The organism is Sphingomonas sp. DG1-23 (genome assembly GCF_030730875.1).
Classification (GTDB): Bacteria; Pseudomonadota; Alphaproteobacteria; order Sphingomonadales; family Sphingomonadaceae; genus Sphingomonas.
Genome location: NZ_JAVAMA010000008.1, coordinates 173,547 through 193,621 on the forward strand (window position 1 = coordinate 173,547; position 20,075 = coordinate 193,621).

Below are 20,075 nucleotides of genomic sequence, written 5' to 3' on the forward strand. Positions count from 1 at the left end.
TCTGAATGACCGAGTTCCGCTTCGATCGCCTGTTCATCGGCGGCACATGGGTTGCGCCGATCGACGGCGGGGTGCGTGACAGCGTGGATCCGGCGACGGGCCTGCCTTGGGCGCTGGTCGCGTACGGCGGCGCGCAGGACGTGGACCGCGCGGTGGCGGCGGCGCGCGAGGCATTCGAAGGGCCGTGGCGCAAGATGGCGCCGTGGCAGCGGGCAGCGCTGTTGCGCAAATTCGCCGATCTTTATGCCACGCAGGCCGAGGCGCTGGCGCAGGTCGAATCGCGCGACAATGGCCGCGCGATTCGCGAGTCACGTGGCGATATCGGTCTCCACCCGCAATATTGGCACTGGTTCGCCAGCCTCGCTGACAAGCTCGACGGGCGGACGATCCCGATGGATGACACCGTCCACGCCTTCACCTCGCGGCTGCCGGTGGGGGTGGTCGGCACGATCACGCCATGGAACGTGCCGCTGATGGCAGCGACGTGGAAGCTCGGCCCGGCGCTGGCGGCAGGATGCACCGTGGTGCTCAAGCCGGCCGAGCAGACTCCCGCCTCGTCGCTGGCGCTCGCGCATCTGTTCGAGCAGGCCGGCTTCCCGCCCGGCGTGGTAAATGTCGTGCCGGGCGATGGTCCCGTCGCCGGGGCGCATCTCGTCGCGCATCCCGGCGTCGACAAGATTGCCTTTACCGGCGAGGGCGCTACCGCGAAGACGATCCTCAAGACCGGCGCCAACACGCTCAAGCGCTTCAGCTTCGAGCTCGGTGGCAAGGCGCCGCACATCCTGTTCGCCGATTGCGACGTCGAGAATGCGGTAAATGCCGCCACCGGCTCGGCCTGGGCGCTCTGCGGCCAGAGCTGCGCGCTGGGCAGCCGCGTGCTGGTCGAGCGGCCGATCTACGACCGGGTAGTCGAGGCGTTCCGCCGCAATGCCGGCCGCGTCCGCGTCGGCAGCCAGATGGACCCGGCCACCCATATGGGCCCGCAAGCGCATGCCGAGCAGCTCGCCAAGACGCTATCTTATGTCGACATCGGCCGCGAGGAGGGTGCCGAACTGGTCGCCGGCGGGGCGCGCATCGACCACGAGGGCTTTGCCGGCGGCTATTTCGTCGAGCCTACCGTGTTCGCCGGGGTCGGATCGCAGATGCGGATCGCGCAGGAGGAGATCTTCGGTCCGGTCGCCGCGATCCTGCCGTTCGACGGCGAAGAAGAAGCAGTCGCGATCGCCAATGGCACGCCCTACGGCCTCGCCGCGGGCCTGTGGACGGGCGATGTCGGCCGCGCGCACCGCGTCGCCAACCGGATCGAGGCGGGGATCGTGTGGGTCAACACCTATCGCTACATCCGCTGGTCGACGCCCTATGGCGGGGTCAAGAGCAGCGGCTGGGGCCGCGAGAACGGCGTCGAGGCGCTCGATTCCTATCTTGAGACGCGCACCACCGTGATCTCCACCACCGGCAAGTTTGCCGATCCCTTTGCGAATTGAGGAGAGAAGGATGCGCCTTCAGGGCAGGCTCGCGATCGTCACTGCGGCGGCTTCGGGGATGGGCCGGGCGGGGGTCGAGCGTTTCGTGCGCGAAGGTGCGCAGGTCGCGGCGATCGACATCGACCCGGCGGCACTCGACGCGCTGGTCGCCGACTTCGGTTCCGACCGGGTGACAGCCATTGCGGCAGACCTGTCGACGCCTGAGGGCGCGCGCGGCAGCATCGATCAGGCGGCGGCGGCGCTGGGCGGCGCCGACATCCTCTGGGCGCATGCCGGAGTGCCGGGCCCGGCATCGGTCGAGAATCTCGATCTCGACGCCTATCGAAAAGCAATCGACCTCAACATCACCTCGGCGGCGCTCGGCGCGGGGCAGGTAGCGCCGCACATGCGCGCGCGCGGCGGCGGATCGATCATCTTCACGTCGTCGATCTCGGGGCTGGTCGGATCGATGATGAGCCCGATCTATTCGGCGGCAAAATGGGGCGTGGTCGGCCTTGCCAAGTCGCTGGCGCTCGCGCTGGCGCCTGACGGGATCCGGGTGAATGTGGTCTGCCCCGGGCTTGCCGATACGCCGATGAAGTTGGGGTTCACCGGGCGCAGCGGCGATCCCGCCGAGGCTGCTGCCAACGAAGCGAAGATCGTTGCCGCGGTGCCGCTCGGCCGATTGGTCAAGCCGGGCGAGGTCGCCGATGCGGCGCTCTGGCTCGCCTCTGACGAGGCCAGCTTCATCACCGGCGTGGCGCTGCCGGTCGACGGCGGCTTCACGGCCCGCTGAGGATGCGCGGCAGCCCGGCCGGCGCGCGACACGCTGTTGCCGGAGCCGCGCTTTCGCCATACGGCTTTGCGCATGATCGTCCGTCAGGCGGCCAACGCGCTGCAGATTCTCGAATTCTTCGCCGAACGGCAGCGGCCGGCGAATGCCGCGGAGATCGCCGATGCGATGGGCTGGCCGCGCTCGAGCACGTTCAAGCTGGTCGGCACGTTGGCAGCGATGGGCTATCTCTACGAGCCCCTGCCGCGCGGCGGGCATTATCCCAGCCCGCGTTGGCTCGAGCTGGCAGAGAAGGTCTCGCAGGCCGATCCACTGCCCGCCGGCCTGGCGCGGCTGGTCCGCGCCGTGATGGAGGAAAGCGGCGAGACGGTGGCGATCTCGGCGCCGGCAGGCCTGCATGCGATGTTCGTCGACGTCGCGGAATCGCGCCAGCCGGTGCGCTATTTCGCGCGGGTTGGGGACCGTGTGCCGATCCATGCCAGCTCGGCCGGGCGTGCCTTGCTGGCGCAGATGAGCGCGGAGGAACGTCAGGCGCTGTATCGCCGGATCGATTTCACGAGTTATTCGGCGACCACTCCGACGACACCGGAACGCATCGAGGCCGAGCTGGCCGCGGGCGAAGCGCGCGGCTGGCATCAGAGCAATGCCGAATACACACCCGATCTCGCCGGCGTGGCGCTGGCCTTGCCCTTTGCCGGGCGGCGGCTGTCGATCGTCGTGGTGGGGCCGGTATCGCGCTGTCTCGTCCGGCAGCCGAAGACGGCGGCATTGCTCCAGCGGCATCTGAAGGCGCTGTCCGCGGCGCGCTGAACCCGAACGAGCGCCGTCCGAAGAGCCGCGGGCCGAACCCGAGAGGAATGCCATGACGCAGGATCCCCGTGCGGCGATCGCCGCCGAACCCATGCGCGCCGCGCAGATCGTGGTGGTGGCCCTGTGCATCGCCCTGAACGCGCTCGACGGCTTCGACGTGCTGGCGATCAGCTTCGCCGCACCGGGGATCGCGGCGGAATGGGGGATCGACAAGGCCAGACTCGGCCTGTTGCTGTCGATGGAGCTGTTCGGCATGGCGGCGGGATCGGTGCTGATCGGCAATGTCGCCGATCGCATAGGTCGGCGGCCGACGATCCTCGGCTGTCTTGTCGCGATGGCGATGGGGATGCTCGCGGCGTGGGCAGCGGGCAACCTCCAGATGCTCTCGGCGGCACGATTGTTCACCGGGCTGGGCATCGGCGGGATGCTTTCCGCGACCAGCGCAACGGTCGCCGAATTCTCGAACGATCGCCGCCGCGGGCTGAACGTGTCGCTCAACATCGCCGGATATTCGACGGGGGCGATTCTTGGTGGGCTGCTCGCCTCGGCGCTGCTCGCCGGGATCGGGGACTGGCGCTCTGTGTTCCTGTTGGGTGCGGTCGCGACCAGCGCCGCGATCCCGCTCGCTTTCTTCCTGCTGCCCGAATCGGTCGACTCGCTGATCGCGCGGCGGCGCCCCGACGCCATGATGGGAGTGAACGCGACACTCGCCCGGCTCGGCCGCGCGCCGATTGCGCGGCTGCCGCCGCCGCCGGCGCAGGTAGAGAAGCCTTCGGTAATGACCCTCTTCTCGTCGCGCTATGCCGGCGTCACACTGCTGCTCGCCATCGCCTATTTCGCGCAGATCATGTTCTTCTATTACGTCCAGAAGTGGATCCCGAAGATCGTCGTCGACATGGGCTTCGATCAGGCCTCGGCAGGGCGCGTGCTGGTCACGGCCAATATCGGCAACCTTGCCGGCGCGGTGGCGATCGGGCTGGCGGCACAGCGTTTCGCGCTTCGGCCGCTGGTGATCGCGGCGATGCTGGCTGGAGTAGTGGCGATCGCGGTTTTCGGCCTCGGCTTTCATGATCTCGCCAAACTTTCGGCAGCGGCAGCGGTGGCGGCGTTCTTCATCAACGCCGGAGTAGTCGGCATGTACCCGATCCTTGCCCAGGCCTATCCCGCGGCGCTGCGGGCGAGCGGCACCGGTTTAGTCATCGGGATCGGGCGCGGCGGGTCCGCGGTCGGACCGGTGGTGGCCGGGGCGCTGTTCGCAGGCGGCAGCGGGCTGATGGCGGTATCTTTGGTGATGGGGGCGGGCGGGTTGGTCGCGGCGGCGATGCTGGTCCTGCTGCCGCGCGCGCTGCGGCGAACTGCGGAGCGTCCGGCGTCGGACGAGCCGAACGGCAACCGCTTTTGAGCGAGTGAGGGTGCGGGATGCATTACAGGTCTCCAGCAGCTCGCACGCAACGGAGTGAGCTTACCATTGCAGCGGAGCGGGGCCGCTCGAGGTGGGGTCGCAAGTCAAATTCAGTGCGGGATCTACCTACGGCAGTTTATCAGGGCATCCCGCCTGATGTTGCCAGTCCGCTTACGGTCCAAGATCGGACCGGCAGCTTCTGCGAGAACGGTCGGACGGCTATGCGCCCTAATCTCCCTCGTTCAACGGCGTCATCGCCGCGCCCGAAAGCAGCCGTACCTCGCGATTCAGCAACGTTCACCACCTGCCCAATTCCCAAGGAGAGCCGAAGCCGGGTCAGGGTCCGCTGGCACTAATCACCGTGCCGTCCGATCTTGCCACGGCCGGTCATAACGCGTGTTCCGGTCGCGGTCTTAGTTTCTCCTGGCCGCTCCGGGCAACGCGACTGTCACGCCTGCGTCCGTCTGGAAGACGGGCTTCATCGTCCCGTCTGCATTATACTGGAGATGCTCGACGGTGACGGCACGACGACCGATCGCGCCGCTCAGATCACCGATCACCAGCGCCGCATTGTGTAGGAACAGATACCAATTCCCTTTGAACTGCGCGATCCCGGGATGGATCGTGAAGCTGTACTTGCCCGATCCCGTCAACTCGCCGCGATAGGTCCACGGCCCATTGATCGACGGCGCGGTGGCATAGGAGATCCGCTCGTCCCGGTGTGTCGACCGGTCGAGCGACGCATAAGTGAGGTAATAAAGGGATCCGCGCTTGTGCAGCCAAGGCCCTTCCTCGAAATGCGGCGGCGTGATCTCGGTGATCGGACCGTCGATCTCGATCATGTTGGGCTTGAGCTTTGCGATGTAGCACTGCCGATTGCCCCACGCGATCCACGTCGCCCCGTCATCGTCGGTGAGCACCGTGGGATCGATATCCTCCCAGCTGTGGGTACCCTTGGGCGTCATCTGGTTGGTGATGAGCGCCGAACCCTTCGCATCGACGAAGGGGCCAGTGGGCGTATCCGACACCGCGACCGCGATCGCCTTGCCGGGGTGTGTCTTGTCGTGCTCGACCGCGGCATAGAACCAGAACTTGCCGTTCTTCTGGATGACCTGTGAGGCCCAGGCGTCCTTCTCTGCCCATTTGAAGTCGGCGACCTTCATGATCGCGCCATGATCGGTCCAGTGCCGCATGTCTGTGGTCGAATAGACAAGCCACTCGCGCATGTTGAACATCTCGTCGCGCTGCGCTTCGTCATGCCCGACATACAAGTAGAGCTTGTTGCCTACCACCAGCGGCGCCGGATCGGCGGTGAATTTGTCCCGAACGATCGGGTTGGCTCCGGGCGCGGCAGCGGGCGCAGTCTGCCCCATCGCGGAGTTCGTTAAAGCCAGCGCGGTCAGTGCCGCCGCTGCCAGCATCGCTTGGCCAACGCCCATTCCACCCATCCCTTCAGCCCAGACTCCAGACGAAGATCGCGATCCTCATCATTTCGCGGGCTTCAGCATGCCGTGCATGCCGATCCAGCGGACAAAGGCGTCGAACCAACCGGTGCTGGTGGTTTCCTTCGGGTACATGCCGAAGCCGTGCCCGCCTTGCTCGTACAAGTGGAATTCGGCGGGTCGCTTGGCCGCGCGCCAATTGTCGATGAGCCCGATCCCGCCGCTTGCGAAGAAAGGATCGTCGGCGGCGAGCGCGGCGAACAAGGGGGGCGCGTCGGCCGGAACGGTCACGGCGCCGAGCGGACCATAAATGTCGCCGATAAAGGCGGGCTTGGCATCCTCTACCGCAAGCGCCGTGGCCAACGTCAGCATGCCGCCGGCGGAAAAGCCGACCATGCCGATGCGATCGGGATCCACATGCCATTCCGCGGCGCGTCGGCGGATGAGTGCGAACGCGGCACGCGCATCGGCGATCTGCGGGGCGAGTCCCTTCATCACCTCCTGCGGCTCCATCCGCGGCGGACGCGCCGCCGTGCCGGAGAACATCTCGCGCATCGAACGCTCGAACCCCGGCATGTCCGCAGGTGTCGGATTGAGCCGGTATTTGAGTACGAACGCCGCTACGCCCTTGGCTGCCAGCGCACGGGCGACATCCCAACCTTCGTTCTGCATCGACAGCGTGCGAAAGCCGCCACCCGGCGCGACCACCACCGCTGCGCCCGTCGCCTTGGCGGGATCCGGGAGGAACGGGGTGAGGGTAGCGACAGTGACATTGCGGGCGAAAACACTGCCATACTGGCTGTGCCACGCCTCGGGCGCCGTCGCGCCCGGCAAGGGGCCGGTACCCAGCTCGATCGCATTGGGCTGAGCCGGCATCGCGATCTGCGTCATCCTGTCGGTTTGCGCATGGGCGCCGGTCGGGACGATGCACGCCGCAGCCGCAATGGCCAGACAGCCGGTCACCCGAGCCTTGCGAGCCCGGCCTGCCAAGCCTTTTGTGATGCGCATCGTGCTCTCCTCGCTCGGTTCGATGTGCCCCTACTGCTGCTTCAGCACGACCAAGTTAGCGCTACCATAACTGAGTTAGTCAGACTTATCCAACGCAATTTTCAAGGCGGATTCCGAGTGACAGCGGTTCTAACGACCGGCAGATTTCTCGTGATGTCCGCCAAAAGCAGACGGACGGTTGTCGGCCCAAAAGCGTCGATAAGGTATCGAGCTTTCGGGAATGGAATCGCAAACGCCGTCCAAGGGCATGTCGTTACATGCCATTGAAGCCGCGAAAATATGTGGGACGAAAGTGGGGATGACTCTATTCAAATCGTCCGAAATGGCAGATTTCTGCCATTTTCCGCTTGACGATGGTGACCCCTACGGAAGTCGAACAGCGCTTTCTGGGGAGCTGACCTTTTGGCTCAGCGAGTTGCCAATCCGCGAACGATCAGAAGACGCGGCCGCATGCCGGTTCCGACTCCGCGGAAATTCGTACAACTTTCTGTCTTTCAGGGCACGGGCTTGCCTAGACCTGGTCCGGAGCTAGGTTGAGAGCATGTCGCCCGACCTCGCCATCTCTTCGCTCCACGCGACGCTCGTACAACGGGACACACCGGAGACGGTTGCGGAGCTGATTGGCCGGGCGCTACCGGCTGAACTCGCTCGCCGGCTGGAGCGTGCCATCCACAATCGCGTGGCCGCTTCCGTGCGGCGCATCTTTGGCTGGTCGTCCATGCGCACGGTGTTTCGGCCACCCGTGAAACATGAGGACCGGTTTGCGAAAGCTCGCGAGCTCGCACTGCTTTTCTTGCAGGCTGGATTGCCCGAAGGGAATGACCCGGACGAACTGGAACGCATGCTGGAGGAATTCAACCGACTGATCAGCAAACGCCCCGGAGCAGCAAGCTTCAGGGAGGACCGGCTTGATCGCCGACAGCGAGCTGGCCGTGGGCTGAAGCTTTCTCGTCGTCGTTACGACAAGATGTTCCGACTGGCCGGCCGACTGGAGGCGAAACTCGCCAGACTTCGAACCGAGAGGCAAAGTATCGGCTGCTGCTCGTCTCGAAGGCCGGGCTCGCGCCTGAGCTGACCGTCGAGCACTTCGCCGGCAGCGTGCCGACGGCAGCGTTCGTCGCCTATTACGCCGCACGCATGAAGCTGCGCAGTGAGTTCACGATCCAACGCCAGCAAAGTGCTTTCGATGACATGGCCGCCACACTGCTGGGCATTTGTGGGGAGGACGCAGGCACCAGCTGGTACGCGATCGCGCACGTGTTCCCCCGCGCCGACGTGCTGGCGCGCCTGAATGAAGAGCAGAAAGGCGAGTTGCTCGGCCGCTGGTTTGCGATCCTGTGCGAGCTAGCCGAGCGGCTGGAGGCCGCCTGGCGAGCCACGGACATTGACCTCGAAACCATGATCGTTCGCCGCGGCAACGACTCCTCGACCTGGAACCTGTTTGCGGGCGCTTGGAACCGGGCAAGCGACCACTGGATCGCGCCGGTTGAAGCGCTAGGGCTCGATGCAATCTTTGACGATATGCTCCCGGGCAAGGTGATGCGGCTAATGGCGGCTGATGTCGCCGCGTGGCACCGCTCGGCGGGCGGGGCCATCCACCCTGCACGGTCGTCTGGCGTGAACTGCCTAAGCCATGGGAGGTGCTGCGGCTGGAGACGCCGTGCAGCCGCTTCAACGTAGAGGCGGCGTGTGCCCGCGCCGGCGTCGATCCATTGAAGAGCGGCTGGTCTGCCGCGCGACCTCGAACGACCGTGGCAGCGTTCCGGCCCACCCCGGAACTGGTACACGGTGTAGATGTTGGCAGCCCTTACATGGCCACATTCCTGCGCCGCTTAGGCGCTTTCAGCGGGCGACCGCTCCGGCCGGATGTCCTGCGGGACGTGCAGGACCATTGACGAGCGGCGGGAGCTTGAACCAAACGGGCATTGCCGTCCGATAGCTCAGTGGCAGAGCACTCGGCTCTAGGTCCGACGGGATGCTGGTTCGAGCCCAGCTCGGACGGCACCGTAGCTTGCGCTAGGGAGCTTTGATCGTCAGATTACGATCGCCGCCCGGTAGCTCAGCGGCAGAGCGGCCGGCTCTGCACCCGGCTGGACGCTGGTTCGACCCCAGCCCGGGCGGTAATCAAGATGCCGGAAGTTAAACGCGATAGCGAACTGCGATACAGGGCGCATGCCCCCGTGACTTTTATGTTCGCATGTCCGTGATATCCCCATCAGTGGGACGACGATTTTTCGGAATCGCCGGCCTCGTCGGCGAATGGGACGCATAACGGTTGCGAGCCGTGCCGCATCGTGCCGTAAAATCTCATGCGAAGTGTGGGGAAAAGTGTGGGGTAGCCGGCGGTTACAGATACGATTCTGCGGGTGAATCAACCAGATACGGAATGTTTTGGGATTCCTCCCGCGCTTCCCGAACTTCAGCGTCGCGGTCAATCATCGCATGTCAATCAATATCGAGAGGTCCGCGTTGAGTCTGGCGAGACCAAGGTGTCGGGAACCGTGGATTGCGCACCGGCAGCCCTTGGGCCCGCAAGGCTGCTAACAGTCGTTCGCCCAGTACGGAACTAAACTATCCTGTGGAGTTTCATCTGTGGCAGGGCGTGCCCAGTCGCCAGCGGGAATGCAGGCTTGAGCGAGGACGCCCCAGCTTGCATGCTCAGTTCGGCTGACCCGCTATTGGCGATGCTGATTGCGGAGCCAACCGAAGACACGAGCTGCGGTCTCACGGCGTGGCCTGCGTCCATCCCGAACGCTGGCTACGAAATTGGGGTCTCCCACAGCCTCTCGGCCGAATCGGGAAACTGACATCTTCGTGTTTCGGAGATGCTCCTCGATTGCGCCAAGCAATAAATCGCGCGTGCGGCCCGGCGGCTCCCAAAAGCGAGGATCATCTTGAAATATAGTCAAGATCGTTCCTTCGAAAATTATGTTCCCGCCGTTCACAAGACATCTTCGCTCCCCAAGAACACGGCGACAGAGCATCTCGCGATTGCAGGGGCGAAGATCTGCCGCGCCAAGGCGCGACAGATCAGGGTTCTCAAATCTTATGCTGGCCGAATTCCCTCATGCGAACTCATAGACGATCACCAACCCCGCGGCTCCGGCGCCGCCCGATCTGGCCGGCATATTTGCGAGGTTGCACGCGCCACCGCCGCCGGATCCATAGGGTAGCGACGAATTCCCGCTGCCCGTATTCCCGTTCAAGCTCCCGGACGAACCTGCGCCGAATAATGTCGCGCCCCCACGTCCCCCAGCTGCGGAAGTCGGGTGGAGCGCCAGGCCGAGGCCACCGCCTTCCCCCGAGCCGCCAGCAATGTTGTTACCGGTCGGCGGCGTGCTTGCGTTGCTTCCCCAGGTAATGGCTGGCGTGCTGACGGCGTCGCCGACCGTCCCTGCCGCACCCCCGGGTGCTATCAGCAGGCTTCCGAAGCTCGAGGTGTTGCCCGCTGCGCCGGCTCCACCCGAAGCGGACGCCGCTACGCCAGCGGCAACGGTCACCGTGACGCCGGAGAAGTCGGACGTGAACCGGCCGCGCCCGTAAGAGCCGGCACCGCCGCCGCCTCCGGCTGACATCTGTCCCGAACTGGTGGCGGCACATCCGCCGCCGCCGCCGCCGCCGCCAAGGGCGTCCACGATAACACTCGTGGTGCCTGGGGTCGGCGTATAGGTCCCGCTAGCCGCGAAGCGGCGGACGTTGAGCAGCGACCCGACGCCGGTCCCGCTGACGCTGAAGTCGCGCTCGTCGACGATCATCTCATCGGTGATCGCGAGGGTCCCGGGAACGAGCAGGACCTGCGCGACGGGGATGAAGCTGGCGGGGATCGCCGGCGGCACTGGTGATGCTGCGGGGGTGCCGGGGAGCACGGAGACCACGCCGGTTGCAGCGTTGACGACGACACGGTCGATCCGGGGATTGCTCGCGGGCGCGGTGAACGGCCCCACGAGCTGTTTCGTCGTTTCGATCAAACTAGGGCCGGCGCGCACATGACCGGCGTCGAGCACGATCGCCATCGACGCCGGCTCGCCAGCGTGCGGCGCAAAAGCGGCGCCGATTCGCGCGAGGACCGCGAGGTCGCCATCAACGGCGTTCGACGGCAAAATGAAGCGGGAAACTGACATCAAGGATCTCCTTTGCACGATGGCCTCTGAACAAGCAGGCCAGCTCCACCTTGTGGAACAAAAGGAGAACTCTACGTCCTTTTCCTACAATTCTCCTACAAAATTACTCGCGGGCATTTTTTTGCCGAGGGCAGATGCGTGTCTGGCGAAGACGGTGGTCGCTTGTGGCGCCGACCGTCCCGGCAAACCCCACAGCACCCGGCCGATTAAGCCGCAGCCGCGTCCATCGACTTGACGTGGGAATACCAGATGTCGACCCAACGGGCGACGGTCTCCAGCGCCGCGGGGCGATGATGGTTTACGTCGACCATCGCTTCCGGACCGCAAATCTCCTGGATGTCGAGCGTCGTAACGCACGGATATTGCTGGACGGCATCTCGCCACAGCGCGTTATAGCGGATAGTCCGCTCGCGGGTCAGTCCTTCCGGTCCATATTGGTGGCCCGGCAGATTTTCTGGGGGCAACAGGACGAGCAGGTTGATGCCGCGCTTCTGGATGCGTTCGCACATCCGCTGCAGGCAGGTTTGATAGAGTTCGCCGTCGAGCAGGTGCGCGAGTTCAGGCCAAGCCTCATCCTTGTAATCGGTCCCGGCCCCATATGCGAGAAAAGGCGGCAGATCTGCGTCGTCGACGGTCTCGTCGGCGAAGCGCTTGAGATCGAACAGCCGCGGCCAGATATCGAAGTCGATCTCCGCCCGCGCCTTGCTGTAATGTGCCAGGCCGCCGGATTGACATGCACACATGATCCGGAGTTGCGGCTTGGCCGTGATTCCAAGCCCCTGGCCTGCAAACAGCGACTGACGGGTTTCCGGATCCTCATACGATCGTTCGGTAACCCATTGGGCCTCGGACCAGCCAAACCGCTGCCGCCACGCGGCCGGGACTACCTTCTCGGGGAAGAATTTTCCGACCACGCGGAGAGCGAAATTCTCGATCCCCATGTGCATGACACGGCAGGAAAACACGAAGTGGCGAAACTGGCAGGTATTGCGATCGATCATCACGAAACCGACCAAGCCGTGGTCCCCATATTTGTCTTCGACAAAAATCGACCAGCAATAATAGTTCAGATATCCCGACGTGATCTCGTTGCGCAGGACATCTGCATCGATCCGCGACTGCGTGTAATTCAGCTGGTTCGAACGGTTCACTAGCTCGACGATCCTGTCGATGAAGTCGAGGTTCGCCATCATCGCGACCGGACAGGCTCGTATCTCGCACGAGTGCAGAAACTCCTCGTCGGACAAGGGGCCGACGGCAAGTCGATCCTGCTTTCTCTGCTCGAGTTGGCGATATTCCGCGAGGCGGTTGCGGCTGGCAGGCTGGTCGGCAAGGATCGCTTCGAGCGCCTCGTCGCTTCCTGGTGCCGTGATATCGAGGACGTTGAGCTCGGGAAGGACGAACTTTGCCTCGTGCAGATTGATCGGATTGTCGTCGATGAACAGGGTGTCGGCAGCACGAAGCTGCATGTCGGCGAGCAATCCGGCGATCGCCTGTGGCTTCGGCTCGAAAGCAATCTTGGGGAAGACGAACTCGTCCCAAAGTCCAAGATCGGTGAGTTTCGCTCGGGCGCCTTCGAAGCTGTTCTTTGAGCAAATCGAAGACACGACTCCGTGGCGATTGAGCGCCCGAATCACCTGCGCCCGCCGCTCGAACAATTCCACGTCATCGCCTTCGGCCAGCGTCCCGCGCCACAGCGTGTCGTCAAGGTCCCAGATGACCAACTTGACCAAAGCCTCTACCTCTTCGCTCGAACGAACCGTTTTTCTCGCACTCATTATAGAGGAACGCCAACCATCGTGAGGGCGTTGCGCTCGGATAATGCCTTGGACTGGCTCCGCCCGGTGCGGCGCTGCAGGATCATCATCGCGGGCTGACCTGAGCGAAACAAGGTACCGACTTCGGGTGTTTAACCGAACGGCCTTCCGACCGGTGGCGAAAAGCTTATGGGGCAGGCCGGCCATTCGCTGGGGTGGCGCATCGTTCGCCATAAACTTCTACTATGGCAAGAGTTGTTGTCAGTTGCCGGGACGACGCTTCGCTCAAGCCGATTTCAATGAACAAAATCGATGCGGGCTGGAAGGAGTTGCGGAATTCTGAAGACCGCGTACTCCAGCGCCGTCTCCAATGAAGCGCTTGGGCGCTCGGTGCTCGCCCCAAAATCGATCATTAAAGTAGTCCCAAGGCGCTTTGTCAGATCTCCGAACTTAGATGGGATCGTAAGTGGGACCGAAATGTCGCTTGTCTAGAAATGTCCCGGGCTATCAAACAGGTAGAAGGAAGTGGCGGAGAGGGTGGGTGACGAGCGGCAGAAGTAGGGCGCTGCAGGCTGGCAGCGTCCAGAATCGATGCGCGCAATAGCTGCCGTTCCGCAGCGGGCCGCCGTCAGCGGCAGTTTCCGCCCCCGGTTGCAGACGTTGCCACCCATGTAGAAGCTGTGCAGTCTGCAGCTATGAAGACGAGCGTAATTGGGGCCTCTATCGTATTTCTTCTCTTTTCGACAGATGCCGCATCGCAGTCCGCCGCATTGAAGAGCGAAGCGTACGAGATCACAAAAAGCTACAAGGCGTCCGATGAGGCGAGCGATGGCTCGTCCGGAAGCTCGAACGGCAGGGACACGCTGCTGGAACGCGTGATTGCCCGACGGGACGGCGGCATTGAACTTGAATATGATCTGCCGGACGATGCAACTCCTCAAGACAGGGCTCGCAACTGGCAGTTCCCGGCTCGCGTATTCGAGCCGCTGGCCGGCCCGAAGCAATTGCTCAACGCGGATGCGCTCCAACGCCGTCTGGAGCATTGGCTCAAAGCGGCCAAATGGGATCGGACTGCCTGTGGTCGATGGATATTCACGTGGAATGCCTTCCGCATAGAATGCGATCCGCAGTCGGTCATCGGACTGCTGGCAGAGTATGATCTGACATCGCAGAATCTTCGCCCGGGCACCTTGTATCTCGACGTACGGGCCACCGAGCCCCAACCCCTTGCGAGGAAAGAGGATAGCTCTGCGGGGGTAACCTTCATCGTGGTTGCCAAGATCGATCCCGGCAAGGTCCGCCTTGAACGCGCCGAAGCCGACGTCGCCGTTGGAGAAATGACGCAAGAGCCGTTGAGCCGGGAGGCTGCGCTTCGTGAGCGGATGAAGGAACAGGTCTCAGGGTCTGTCGTCGTGACATGGGACGTCGACGATGCCGGAGCCCCGAGGAAACGAACGAAGACGATAGCAGTCGAGATCAAGCGGCCGGATGGCACGGTGGAGAAGCGGATGAGGACAGAAATTGTCGAGCGGCGACGCGTGCCGGCAGAGATGCACCGCAACGGCAGCTAGCCACCCGATTTCGCCGTTCGACGGCGGAGTCCCGCCCCGTTGGGTGCGAGTGTCTGGATTGGGGTGGTAACCTGCCCGTTTGCTTTCAAGGCCGTGAGGCGGGATAGCTGCTGTTCCGGGCTAGGCGCGCGCGAACGACCGCTAACGCCCCACTAGCGGACCTCGGGGAATACCGCATAGTTATGAGATGAAAATTGCCGAACTTCGAACCATGATGAACGACGCTTTCTCGCGTGCCGGTCTCAAAGAACAGAAGCTGTTTCCGAAAGGCACGAAGGCGTGGTGCTTGCCCGAGGGCGAGTTGATCCGCTTCTTCCAGCCTCAGCCATATCGCCGGGTATGGGGATTCGTTTTCACGGGGTACGTCGGAATTGAAATCCCGCGGCTGCGATCCTGGCTGGCAAGCCACCCCTCTGGCGATCCGGGCATTTTTCATCACAGCTTCGTAACACATCACACATTGAACGATGCTGATCGGGAAATGTTTATGACCGACCTCGAACAGCGAGTTCCCACCGACCAATGGGCAGCGCTCATCCGCGCCAAATTGGAGAAACTACCGTCATCGCTCGACGATCTAGTTTCAGCCTGTCGTGAAAACTCTGATACGTTGAATGGGCTACAAAGACCGATCTTCCCGCAGGCATGGCCCTTTTTGCTCCGGTGGGCGGAAGCGCCAGACGCCGTGGCAGAGATCCCTAAAATTGGTGCCGATGGCTCGGCAATCGGATGACTGCTTTCCACCCGAATCCGGACACTCGCACCCAACGGGCGGGACTCCGCCGTCGAACGGCGAAATCGGGTGGTTTCAGACCATCGGCTTTTGGGGCTGCATCTGTCTTTGCGGAGATGGATGGCCGTCGAGTCAGCGTATCGAGCTCGTCCTCGCGAGGATGGCGAGTTTGCGCTCGAACTCGCCGCCATCGTTGGCGAGACGCGAAATGCGTGCCGAATGCCACAAATGCCGCCGCCCGGTTTCGAGCTGTCCCGCCTCTAGCTCGTAAATGGCGAGCCGTTCGCAGGCCTGTGCCTTCATCGGTTCGTCGTCGAAACCATCCCGATCGCACGACAGCGCGTACAGCTTCATCGCGCCTTCCCCGTCTCCCAGTTTCTCCAGCACCTCGCCACTCCACAATGGCGTCACGGGACGGCGATCGGCGTCGAGATCGAAACGCGCAAGCAACCGGACCGCCGCGGACTTCAGCCGGGGCGAGGTGACGTCCGACAGCAGCCGCAGCATATAGACATCGGCCTGCGCGAACCGTTCGGGCGCCACCTGCAACAGGAGCTCGCTCAAAGCGACTGCGCGATCACCGCCCTGGCCGGTCATGCGTCCGCGAAACGCTTGGAGCAGCGCTTCATCGAGCAACTGCTCCACCGCCATCGGTGCCGGCCTCGCGCCGATCGTGCGCGCGACGTCTGCCATCGGCCGGTCGAAGTCGATCGCCTTGCCGCCCATCACCCAGCTATCGAAGAACGCGAGGCCGAAAGGTTGACGGAGCACGTCTGCGTAATCGAGCTGGGCCAGAGCGGAGGGCGTGTCCGCATTGGCAAGGAAGATGAAGGTCAGTTTCTTGTCCGGCACACGCAGGAACAAGGCGGACTCGGCTTGGCCATAGCCGAAGACCCAATGGAGGCGCGTCCCTGCGCTCACCTGCGTGAACCAGCCATAGCCGTAAGGATGTCCGTTCCGCGGCGACGTCAGGCGATCATAGGCAGTTTGGTCGATCAGCGTGTTACGATCGAGCGCGGCGGCATATTTGGCGAGGTCGTCGATCGTAGAGATCAGTCCCGAGGCAGGATAAGCCGCGTCCCAGTCGTAAGGCCGCTCGACATAGTTCCAGCCTGTCGGGGAGCTTTCGGCCTGGTAGCGCCTGACGGCACGGGGCGCGAGCGGGCTGGCCTTCTGATAACCCGTCATCGTGTCCGTCATGCCGAGCGGAGTCAGAATCCGCTGGCGATTCTGCACCACATAGCTCTGCGGTGAGCCCGTGGCGCTGATCTTGTCGAAAAGGCCCGACAGGAGATTGAAGCGGGCGCCATTATAGACATAGGTCTCGCCCGGCCGGTCCCCCGCGCTCATGCTGAGCACATCGCCGAGCGTGATGTTGGGGTCGCCAACACCTTCCGGCGGATGCCAGCCGGTGTTGAGCGGATAGGCAAGCAGCGGATCATCCAGCCGGATCTTTCCCTCCGCTTCGAGCTGGCTCAGGATGATCCCGGTCATGGACTTGGTGACCGAGGCGATGCCGAATAGCGAGTTGGACATGATCGGCGCGCCCGAGCCCCGGTCCGCAACGCCTTCCTGATGGCGATAGACGATCTTGCCGTCGCGCACGACAGCAGCGCTGAAGCCCGGCAGCTCGAGCTGGACTGCGATACGATGCAGGCGGGCGGTGAAGTCGGCGTCGCGGGGCTGCGCCTGAACGGGTGAAGCGAGGCAAGCGATCCCAAGCGCCAGGATCCAGAACCGCAAACGCATGCACGTCTCCCTGATCCGATTCGGTGCCGAAACATGCAGTACAATGAAACCGGTTACAATATCACTGCTCGACCCCGCATCGCATTCGATGACCGGCACAGGATAAGACAAGTCCCTTTGCGGCCGGACACTTGCCGGTCGGGAAGGCGACCGGCTTTGATTTTCGCCTGACCCGCATCCAATGTTTGCGATTGGGGCGGTAGCTGCCGTTTCCTCGGACGATGAACCAATGTCCGCTTATCGGCAGCGCCGCGGCGACCGTGAACGACCGACATCGGGGCGTTAGCCGACCGGCAGGTTCCCGCTCCAAAGCGGACCGGCAGGTTGTGGCAACCGCGTCGCCCGGAACGTCCGAGATCGGGTGGAAAGCGGAAATGACGGCTTTCGCCGATAGCTGCGGTTCGCGGCGCGCTGGTTCAACGATGGGTGCCCTTGCGCCGGCTACTGACGCACTGCGATTGGCTGTTCGCCGCCGCGCAGATTTGCTGGCTTTCAGAAAAACGGGGTTTGTGAAGTTCGGGGTCATATCCTGCAACTCGTCTAGAACCGTATCGAGAAGCGGCATGGTGATCGATGATTCATACGCGCGCGCGTCAATGCATCGTCAGCCTCAACGATCAGGCTGACCACCATTCCCCGGTCATACGCGTAAAGTGTAGCCGGTTGCGCCAGCAATCTACGCGCCCCCTCGGCGGATCCCCGAGCCCGTTCTACATGTCTATCGTAATCGTCCATAATCGCCGAAGCCGCTATTCTCCGCCGGACGCAACGACCGCTCTCCGCTCACTGGCGGGTGTCATGGCCCAGTCTCGGAACGTTTCCAGAAGGGATCGAAGGTGAAGGGGGCCGCCAGCTCCGTGAAAGACATTAGTTTCCGTCCAGCAAGTCCACCAATCGGTCTCATGCTCATAGTTGTGCGCGATCGGTTCGAAGGCCCGCCCGTCGCAATCCGTTCCGGCCAGATCTATTTTTACGAACCAACCAGGGTTGTCGATGGTGCCGATTTCCGGACCGAAGCCATGCTCCCAATCCCCATCGCATTGCGCCTCATACCAGTGAGCAAGCCAATCCAGCACTTCCATGCGATCAAGCTAGCGGCCTGGTCGTCACGTGTGAAGGAACGACAGCTGACAATCGCTTGTCGCAGTTCGGCGGCACCACGCCACGTGAGCGAACGGCGGCTTTCGAACATGACGGCCACCAATGTGTATGCCCGACTTCGGGGCGTTAGCCGATAGGCAGGTTTCGGGCCTGAAAGCGGAGCGGCGGGTTGCGGCAGCGGGGTAACCGGGAATGTCCCAGATCGGGTGGGTAGCTGCCGTTCGAAAGGAACTCGAGGTCCAACAGCAATCGGCCAATTCTTCGGAACCGGTAGGCACCGCAACCCGTTCGTAGCGCATCGCAGGCAGAACGAGTTTGGGCGCTTGCGGCTGAGAGCCACCATGCTCCCGCCTTCCGGCTGGAGCTTCGTATGCCTCGCTACTTCTTTCACGTACAAGACGGGCAGGACTATACGGACCCTCAAGTCGCCGTGCTTGAGGACCTAGAAGCCGCGCGGCGCGAGGCCGTTCGGGTCGCGGCTGCGCTCTTGGCAGAGCATCACGAGAAGTTCTGGGACGCCGGGGAGTGGTCGATGCAGGTAGTCAATGACCAGAACATGACACTCTTCCAGCTGACGTTTTTCGTGACCGAAAGCGCTGTCATCTCGAAGAGCTAGGCTCCTCCGGCGCGGCTTGTGCGTCGTCAGCTTTTTTGCCGCTCATTCGAGGCTGCTTTATCCTCGTTGTTTCGACCAGACGGGAGTGCTGTAAATTCTCAATTAGGATTGGGTGAGAGCTGCCCGTCAGCGGAACAGGACGGAGGCAGCCGGGCGCCCTTTGCTTCCGAGCTGCTCGGTTGCCTAGGATCATTACGGAACCGGACTTCGATGAGGAGGTTGCTGGTTGGGATAGCTGGAGGATCTTAGAAATGCCGCGCGACTACTTCGAGGCGTGGATTAGCAAGATGCATGCCCTTAACACGCTGCAGGAGAGCGATATCGCAGCGATCCGTAAGCTACCCACGCGCAGCGTGGAAATTACATCGGGGACAACCATCATCAGCGAAGGTCAACTTGTTTCGGAGTGTTGCATCCTCCTTGAGGGCTTCGCTTGCCGATCAAAGCTTAACAGGGAGGGTGGACGTCAAATCGTCTCCTTCCACATGGCGGGGGACATGCTCGACATCCAGCATTTGCTATTCGACAAGGCTGACCACAATGTGGAGGCCATCTCGGCCGCGACAGTCGTATTCTTCCCCATGGCCGATCTACGCAAGATCGTGGACGACAATTCAGGCATTGCCAAAGCTCTCTGGCGCGACTGCCTAGTCGACGCCTCCATCTTCCGAGAATGGGTGCTTAATGTCGGCCGACGCGACGCAAAGTCGCGTGTCGCCCACATGCTATGCGAGTTTGCCGCCAGGCGAGAGGCTGCCGGACTCGGCAGTCCGGAACGATTTGATTTACCTATGACGCAGGAGCAGATCGGCGACGCCACAGGCCTCACCGCCGTGCATGTAAACCGCATGCTTCGTCAGCTGGAGGAGGAAGGGGTGTTCGAGCGCAATGGCCGCAATGTCCGGATTAGCGATTGGGCACAGATGAAGCGCGTGGCGGAATTTGATGACGGCTACCTGCATCTGGCAGCCTGAGTCCGTTGCAGCCGATAGGCTTTGCACTGTGCCGCTTTCGAGGCTGCCGGATAAAGTCGGTGCGACAGTCGTTGTCGGGTGATGGTACGCTACTACCTGCACCTTGAAGAGTGCGGCACCCTCACCGAGGATAGGGAGGGTGTTGAGCTGGCAGACGCCGCCTTTGCTCGCGAACTGGCGGTGCGGGCGGCACGTGACGTCATGAGCCACGAAGTGAAGCATGGTCGGCTGTGTCTCTCCTGTACCATTGTGATCTCGGATGCTGCCGGCCGGGAGCTGGAACGGATGCCGTTCAAGGATGCGCTGACGCTGACCGGCATTTAGGTCGTGCCCAGCAAGCTGAACCAATCGATAATAGTGCATCACCTCGGGTACGCTGTCACCGCAAGCCCGGATGTTCCGACGAACTGCTATTCAGCGCGGGCGTTCGCGAGCGCGGCGAGAAGTATCGCGACGTACAGTCTATCGATAACGCGTTGCAGGCCAGCTATCGGCGTCCCGTCCCACACGACCTGCGCATAGCCGTTGAACGAGC

General features: G+C 62.9%; 17 protein-coding genes and 1 tRNA gene. 12 read left to right on the forward strand and 6 right to left on the reverse strand.

The annotated features are described in order from the left end of the window. Positions 1-5 precede the first annotated feature (5 nt). The 4 genes from Q9Q95_RS14340 (at position 6) to Q9Q95_RS14355 (ending at position 4,468) form a co-directional block, all read left to right on the forward strand. A complete protein-coding gene (locus Q9Q95_RS14340) occupies positions 6-1,484 on the forward strand; it encodes an aldehyde dehydrogenase (RefSeq protein WP_306097817.1) in 1,479 nt (492 codons plus the stop codon). Between the two features lie 10 nt (positions 1,485-1,494). Next, positions 1,495-2,259, forward strand: coding sequence for an SDR family NAD(P)-dependent oxidoreductase (locus Q9Q95_RS14345; protein WP_306097818.1), 765 nt, complete (start codon positions 1,495-1,497; stop codon positions 2,257-2,259). A 72-nt stretch (positions 2,260-2,331) separates the two neighbouring features. Further along, positions 2,332-3,066: an IclR family transcriptional regulator gene (locus Q9Q95_RS14350; RefSeq protein WP_306097819.1), complete on the forward strand. Its 735-nt coding sequence runs from the start codon at positions 2,332-2,334 to the stop codon at positions 3,064-3,066. A 52-nt stretch (positions 3,067-3,118) separates the two neighbouring features. Then, positions 3,119-4,468, forward strand: a complete 1,350-nt coding sequence (locus Q9Q95_RS14355; protein WP_306097820.1) for an MFS transporter — start codon at positions 3,119-3,121, stop codon at positions 4,466-4,468. A 413-nt stretch (positions 4,469-4,881) separates the two neighbouring features. Here Q9Q95_RS14355 and Q9Q95_RS14360 read toward each other — a convergent pair whose 3' ends face one another. Beyond that, positions 4,882-5,907: a glycoside hydrolase family 43 protein gene (locus Q9Q95_RS14360; protein ID WP_306097821.1), complete on the reverse strand. Its 1,026-nt coding sequence runs from the start codon at positions 5,905-5,907 to the stop codon at positions 4,882-4,884. A 48-nt stretch (positions 5,908-5,955) separates the two neighbouring features. Further along, complete coding sequence (locus tag Q9Q95_RS14365; RefSeq protein WP_371876771.1) at positions 5,956-6,918, reverse strand: alpha/beta hydrolase; 963 nt, start codon at positions 6,916-6,918, stop codon at positions 5,956-5,958. Positions 6,919-7,459: 541 nt separating this feature from the next. Here Q9Q95_RS14365 and Q9Q95_RS14370 point away from each other — a divergent pair. From Q9Q95_RS14370 to Q9Q95_RS14380, 3 genes are all read left to right on the forward strand, one after another. Next, complete coding sequence (locus Q9Q95_RS14370; RefSeq protein ID WP_306097823.1) at positions 7,460-7,993, forward strand: hypothetical protein; 534 nt, start codon at positions 7,460-7,462, stop codon at positions 7,991-7,993. A gap of 62 nt (positions 7,994-8,055) precedes the next feature. Then, positions 8,056-8,598: a hypothetical protein gene (locus Q9Q95_RS14375; RefSeq protein WP_306097824.1), complete on the forward strand. Its 543-nt coding sequence runs from the start codon at positions 8,056-8,058 to the stop codon at positions 8,596-8,598. A 368-nt stretch (positions 8,599-8,966) separates the two neighbouring features. Next, positions 8,967-9,039 (forward strand) — tRNA-Gln (locus Q9Q95_RS14380). A 944-nt stretch (positions 9,040-9,983) separates the two neighbouring features. Here Q9Q95_RS14380 and Q9Q95_RS14385 read toward each other — a convergent pair. Both Q9Q95_RS14385 and Q9Q95_RS14390 read right to left on the reverse strand, forming a co-directional pair. Further along, positions 9,984-11,039: a hypothetical protein gene (locus Q9Q95_RS14385; RefSeq protein WP_306097825.1), complete on the reverse strand. Its 1,056-nt coding sequence runs from the start codon at positions 11,037-11,039 to the stop codon at positions 9,984-9,986. Positions 11,040-11,245: 206 nt separating this feature from the next. After that, positions 11,246-12,772, reverse strand: a complete 1,527-nt coding sequence (locus Q9Q95_RS14390) for a hypothetical protein (protein WP_306097826.1) — start codon at positions 12,770-12,772, stop codon at positions 11,246-11,248. Between the two features lie 719 nt (positions 12,773-13,491). Here Q9Q95_RS14390 and Q9Q95_RS14395 point away from each other — a divergent pair. After that, complete coding sequence (locus Q9Q95_RS14395; RefSeq protein WP_306097827.1) at positions 13,492-14,367, forward strand: hypothetical protein; 876 nt, start codon at positions 13,492-13,494, stop codon at positions 14,365-14,367. 187 nt (positions 14,368-14,554) lie between these two features. Further along, complete coding sequence (locus Q9Q95_RS14400; protein WP_306097828.1) at positions 14,555-15,100, forward strand: hypothetical protein; 546 nt, start codon at positions 14,555-14,557, stop codon at positions 15,098-15,100. A gap of 132 nt (positions 15,101-15,232) precedes the next feature. On the opposite strand, the gene Q9Q95_RS14405 is transcribed toward Q9Q95_RS14400, so the two are convergent. After that, the gene (locus tag Q9Q95_RS14405) at positions 15,233-16,948 is read right to left on the reverse strand and encodes a serine hydrolase (RefSeq protein WP_306097829.1); all 1,716 of its coding nucleotides are present in this window, start codon (positions 16,946-16,948) and stop codon (positions 15,233-15,235) included. 650 nt (positions 16,949-17,598) lie between these two features. Then, entirely contained in the window at positions 17,599-17,931 is a 333-nt protein-coding gene (locus tag Q9Q95_RS14410) for an immunity 53 family protein (RefSeq protein WP_306097830.1), read from the reverse strand. A gap of 389 nt (positions 17,932-18,320) precedes the next feature. Here Q9Q95_RS14410 and Q9Q95_RS14415 point away from each other — a divergent pair, with 389 nt between their 5' ends. From Q9Q95_RS14415 to Q9Q95_RS14425, 3 genes are all read left to right on the forward strand, one after another. Further along, the gene (locus Q9Q95_RS14415) at positions 18,321-18,566 is read left to right on the forward strand and encodes a hypothetical protein (RefSeq protein WP_306097831.1); all 246 of its coding nucleotides are present in this window, start codon (positions 18,321-18,323) and stop codon (positions 18,564-18,566) included. A gap of 251 nt (positions 18,567-18,817) precedes the next feature. Next, positions 18,818-19,540 (forward strand): Crp/Fnr family transcriptional regulator, encoded by a 723-nt coding sequence (locus tag Q9Q95_RS14420; RefSeq protein ID WP_306097832.1) that lies wholly within the window; start codon positions 18,818-18,820, stop codon positions 19,538-19,540. Between the two features lie 81 nt (positions 19,541-19,621). Next, on the forward strand, positions 19,622-19,864 hold the full coding sequence (locus Q9Q95_RS14425) for a hypothetical protein (protein ID WP_306097833.1): 243 nt from the start codon (positions 19,622-19,624) through the stop codon (positions 19,862-19,864). The last annotated feature ends 211 nt before the right edge of the window (positions 19,865-20,075 follow it).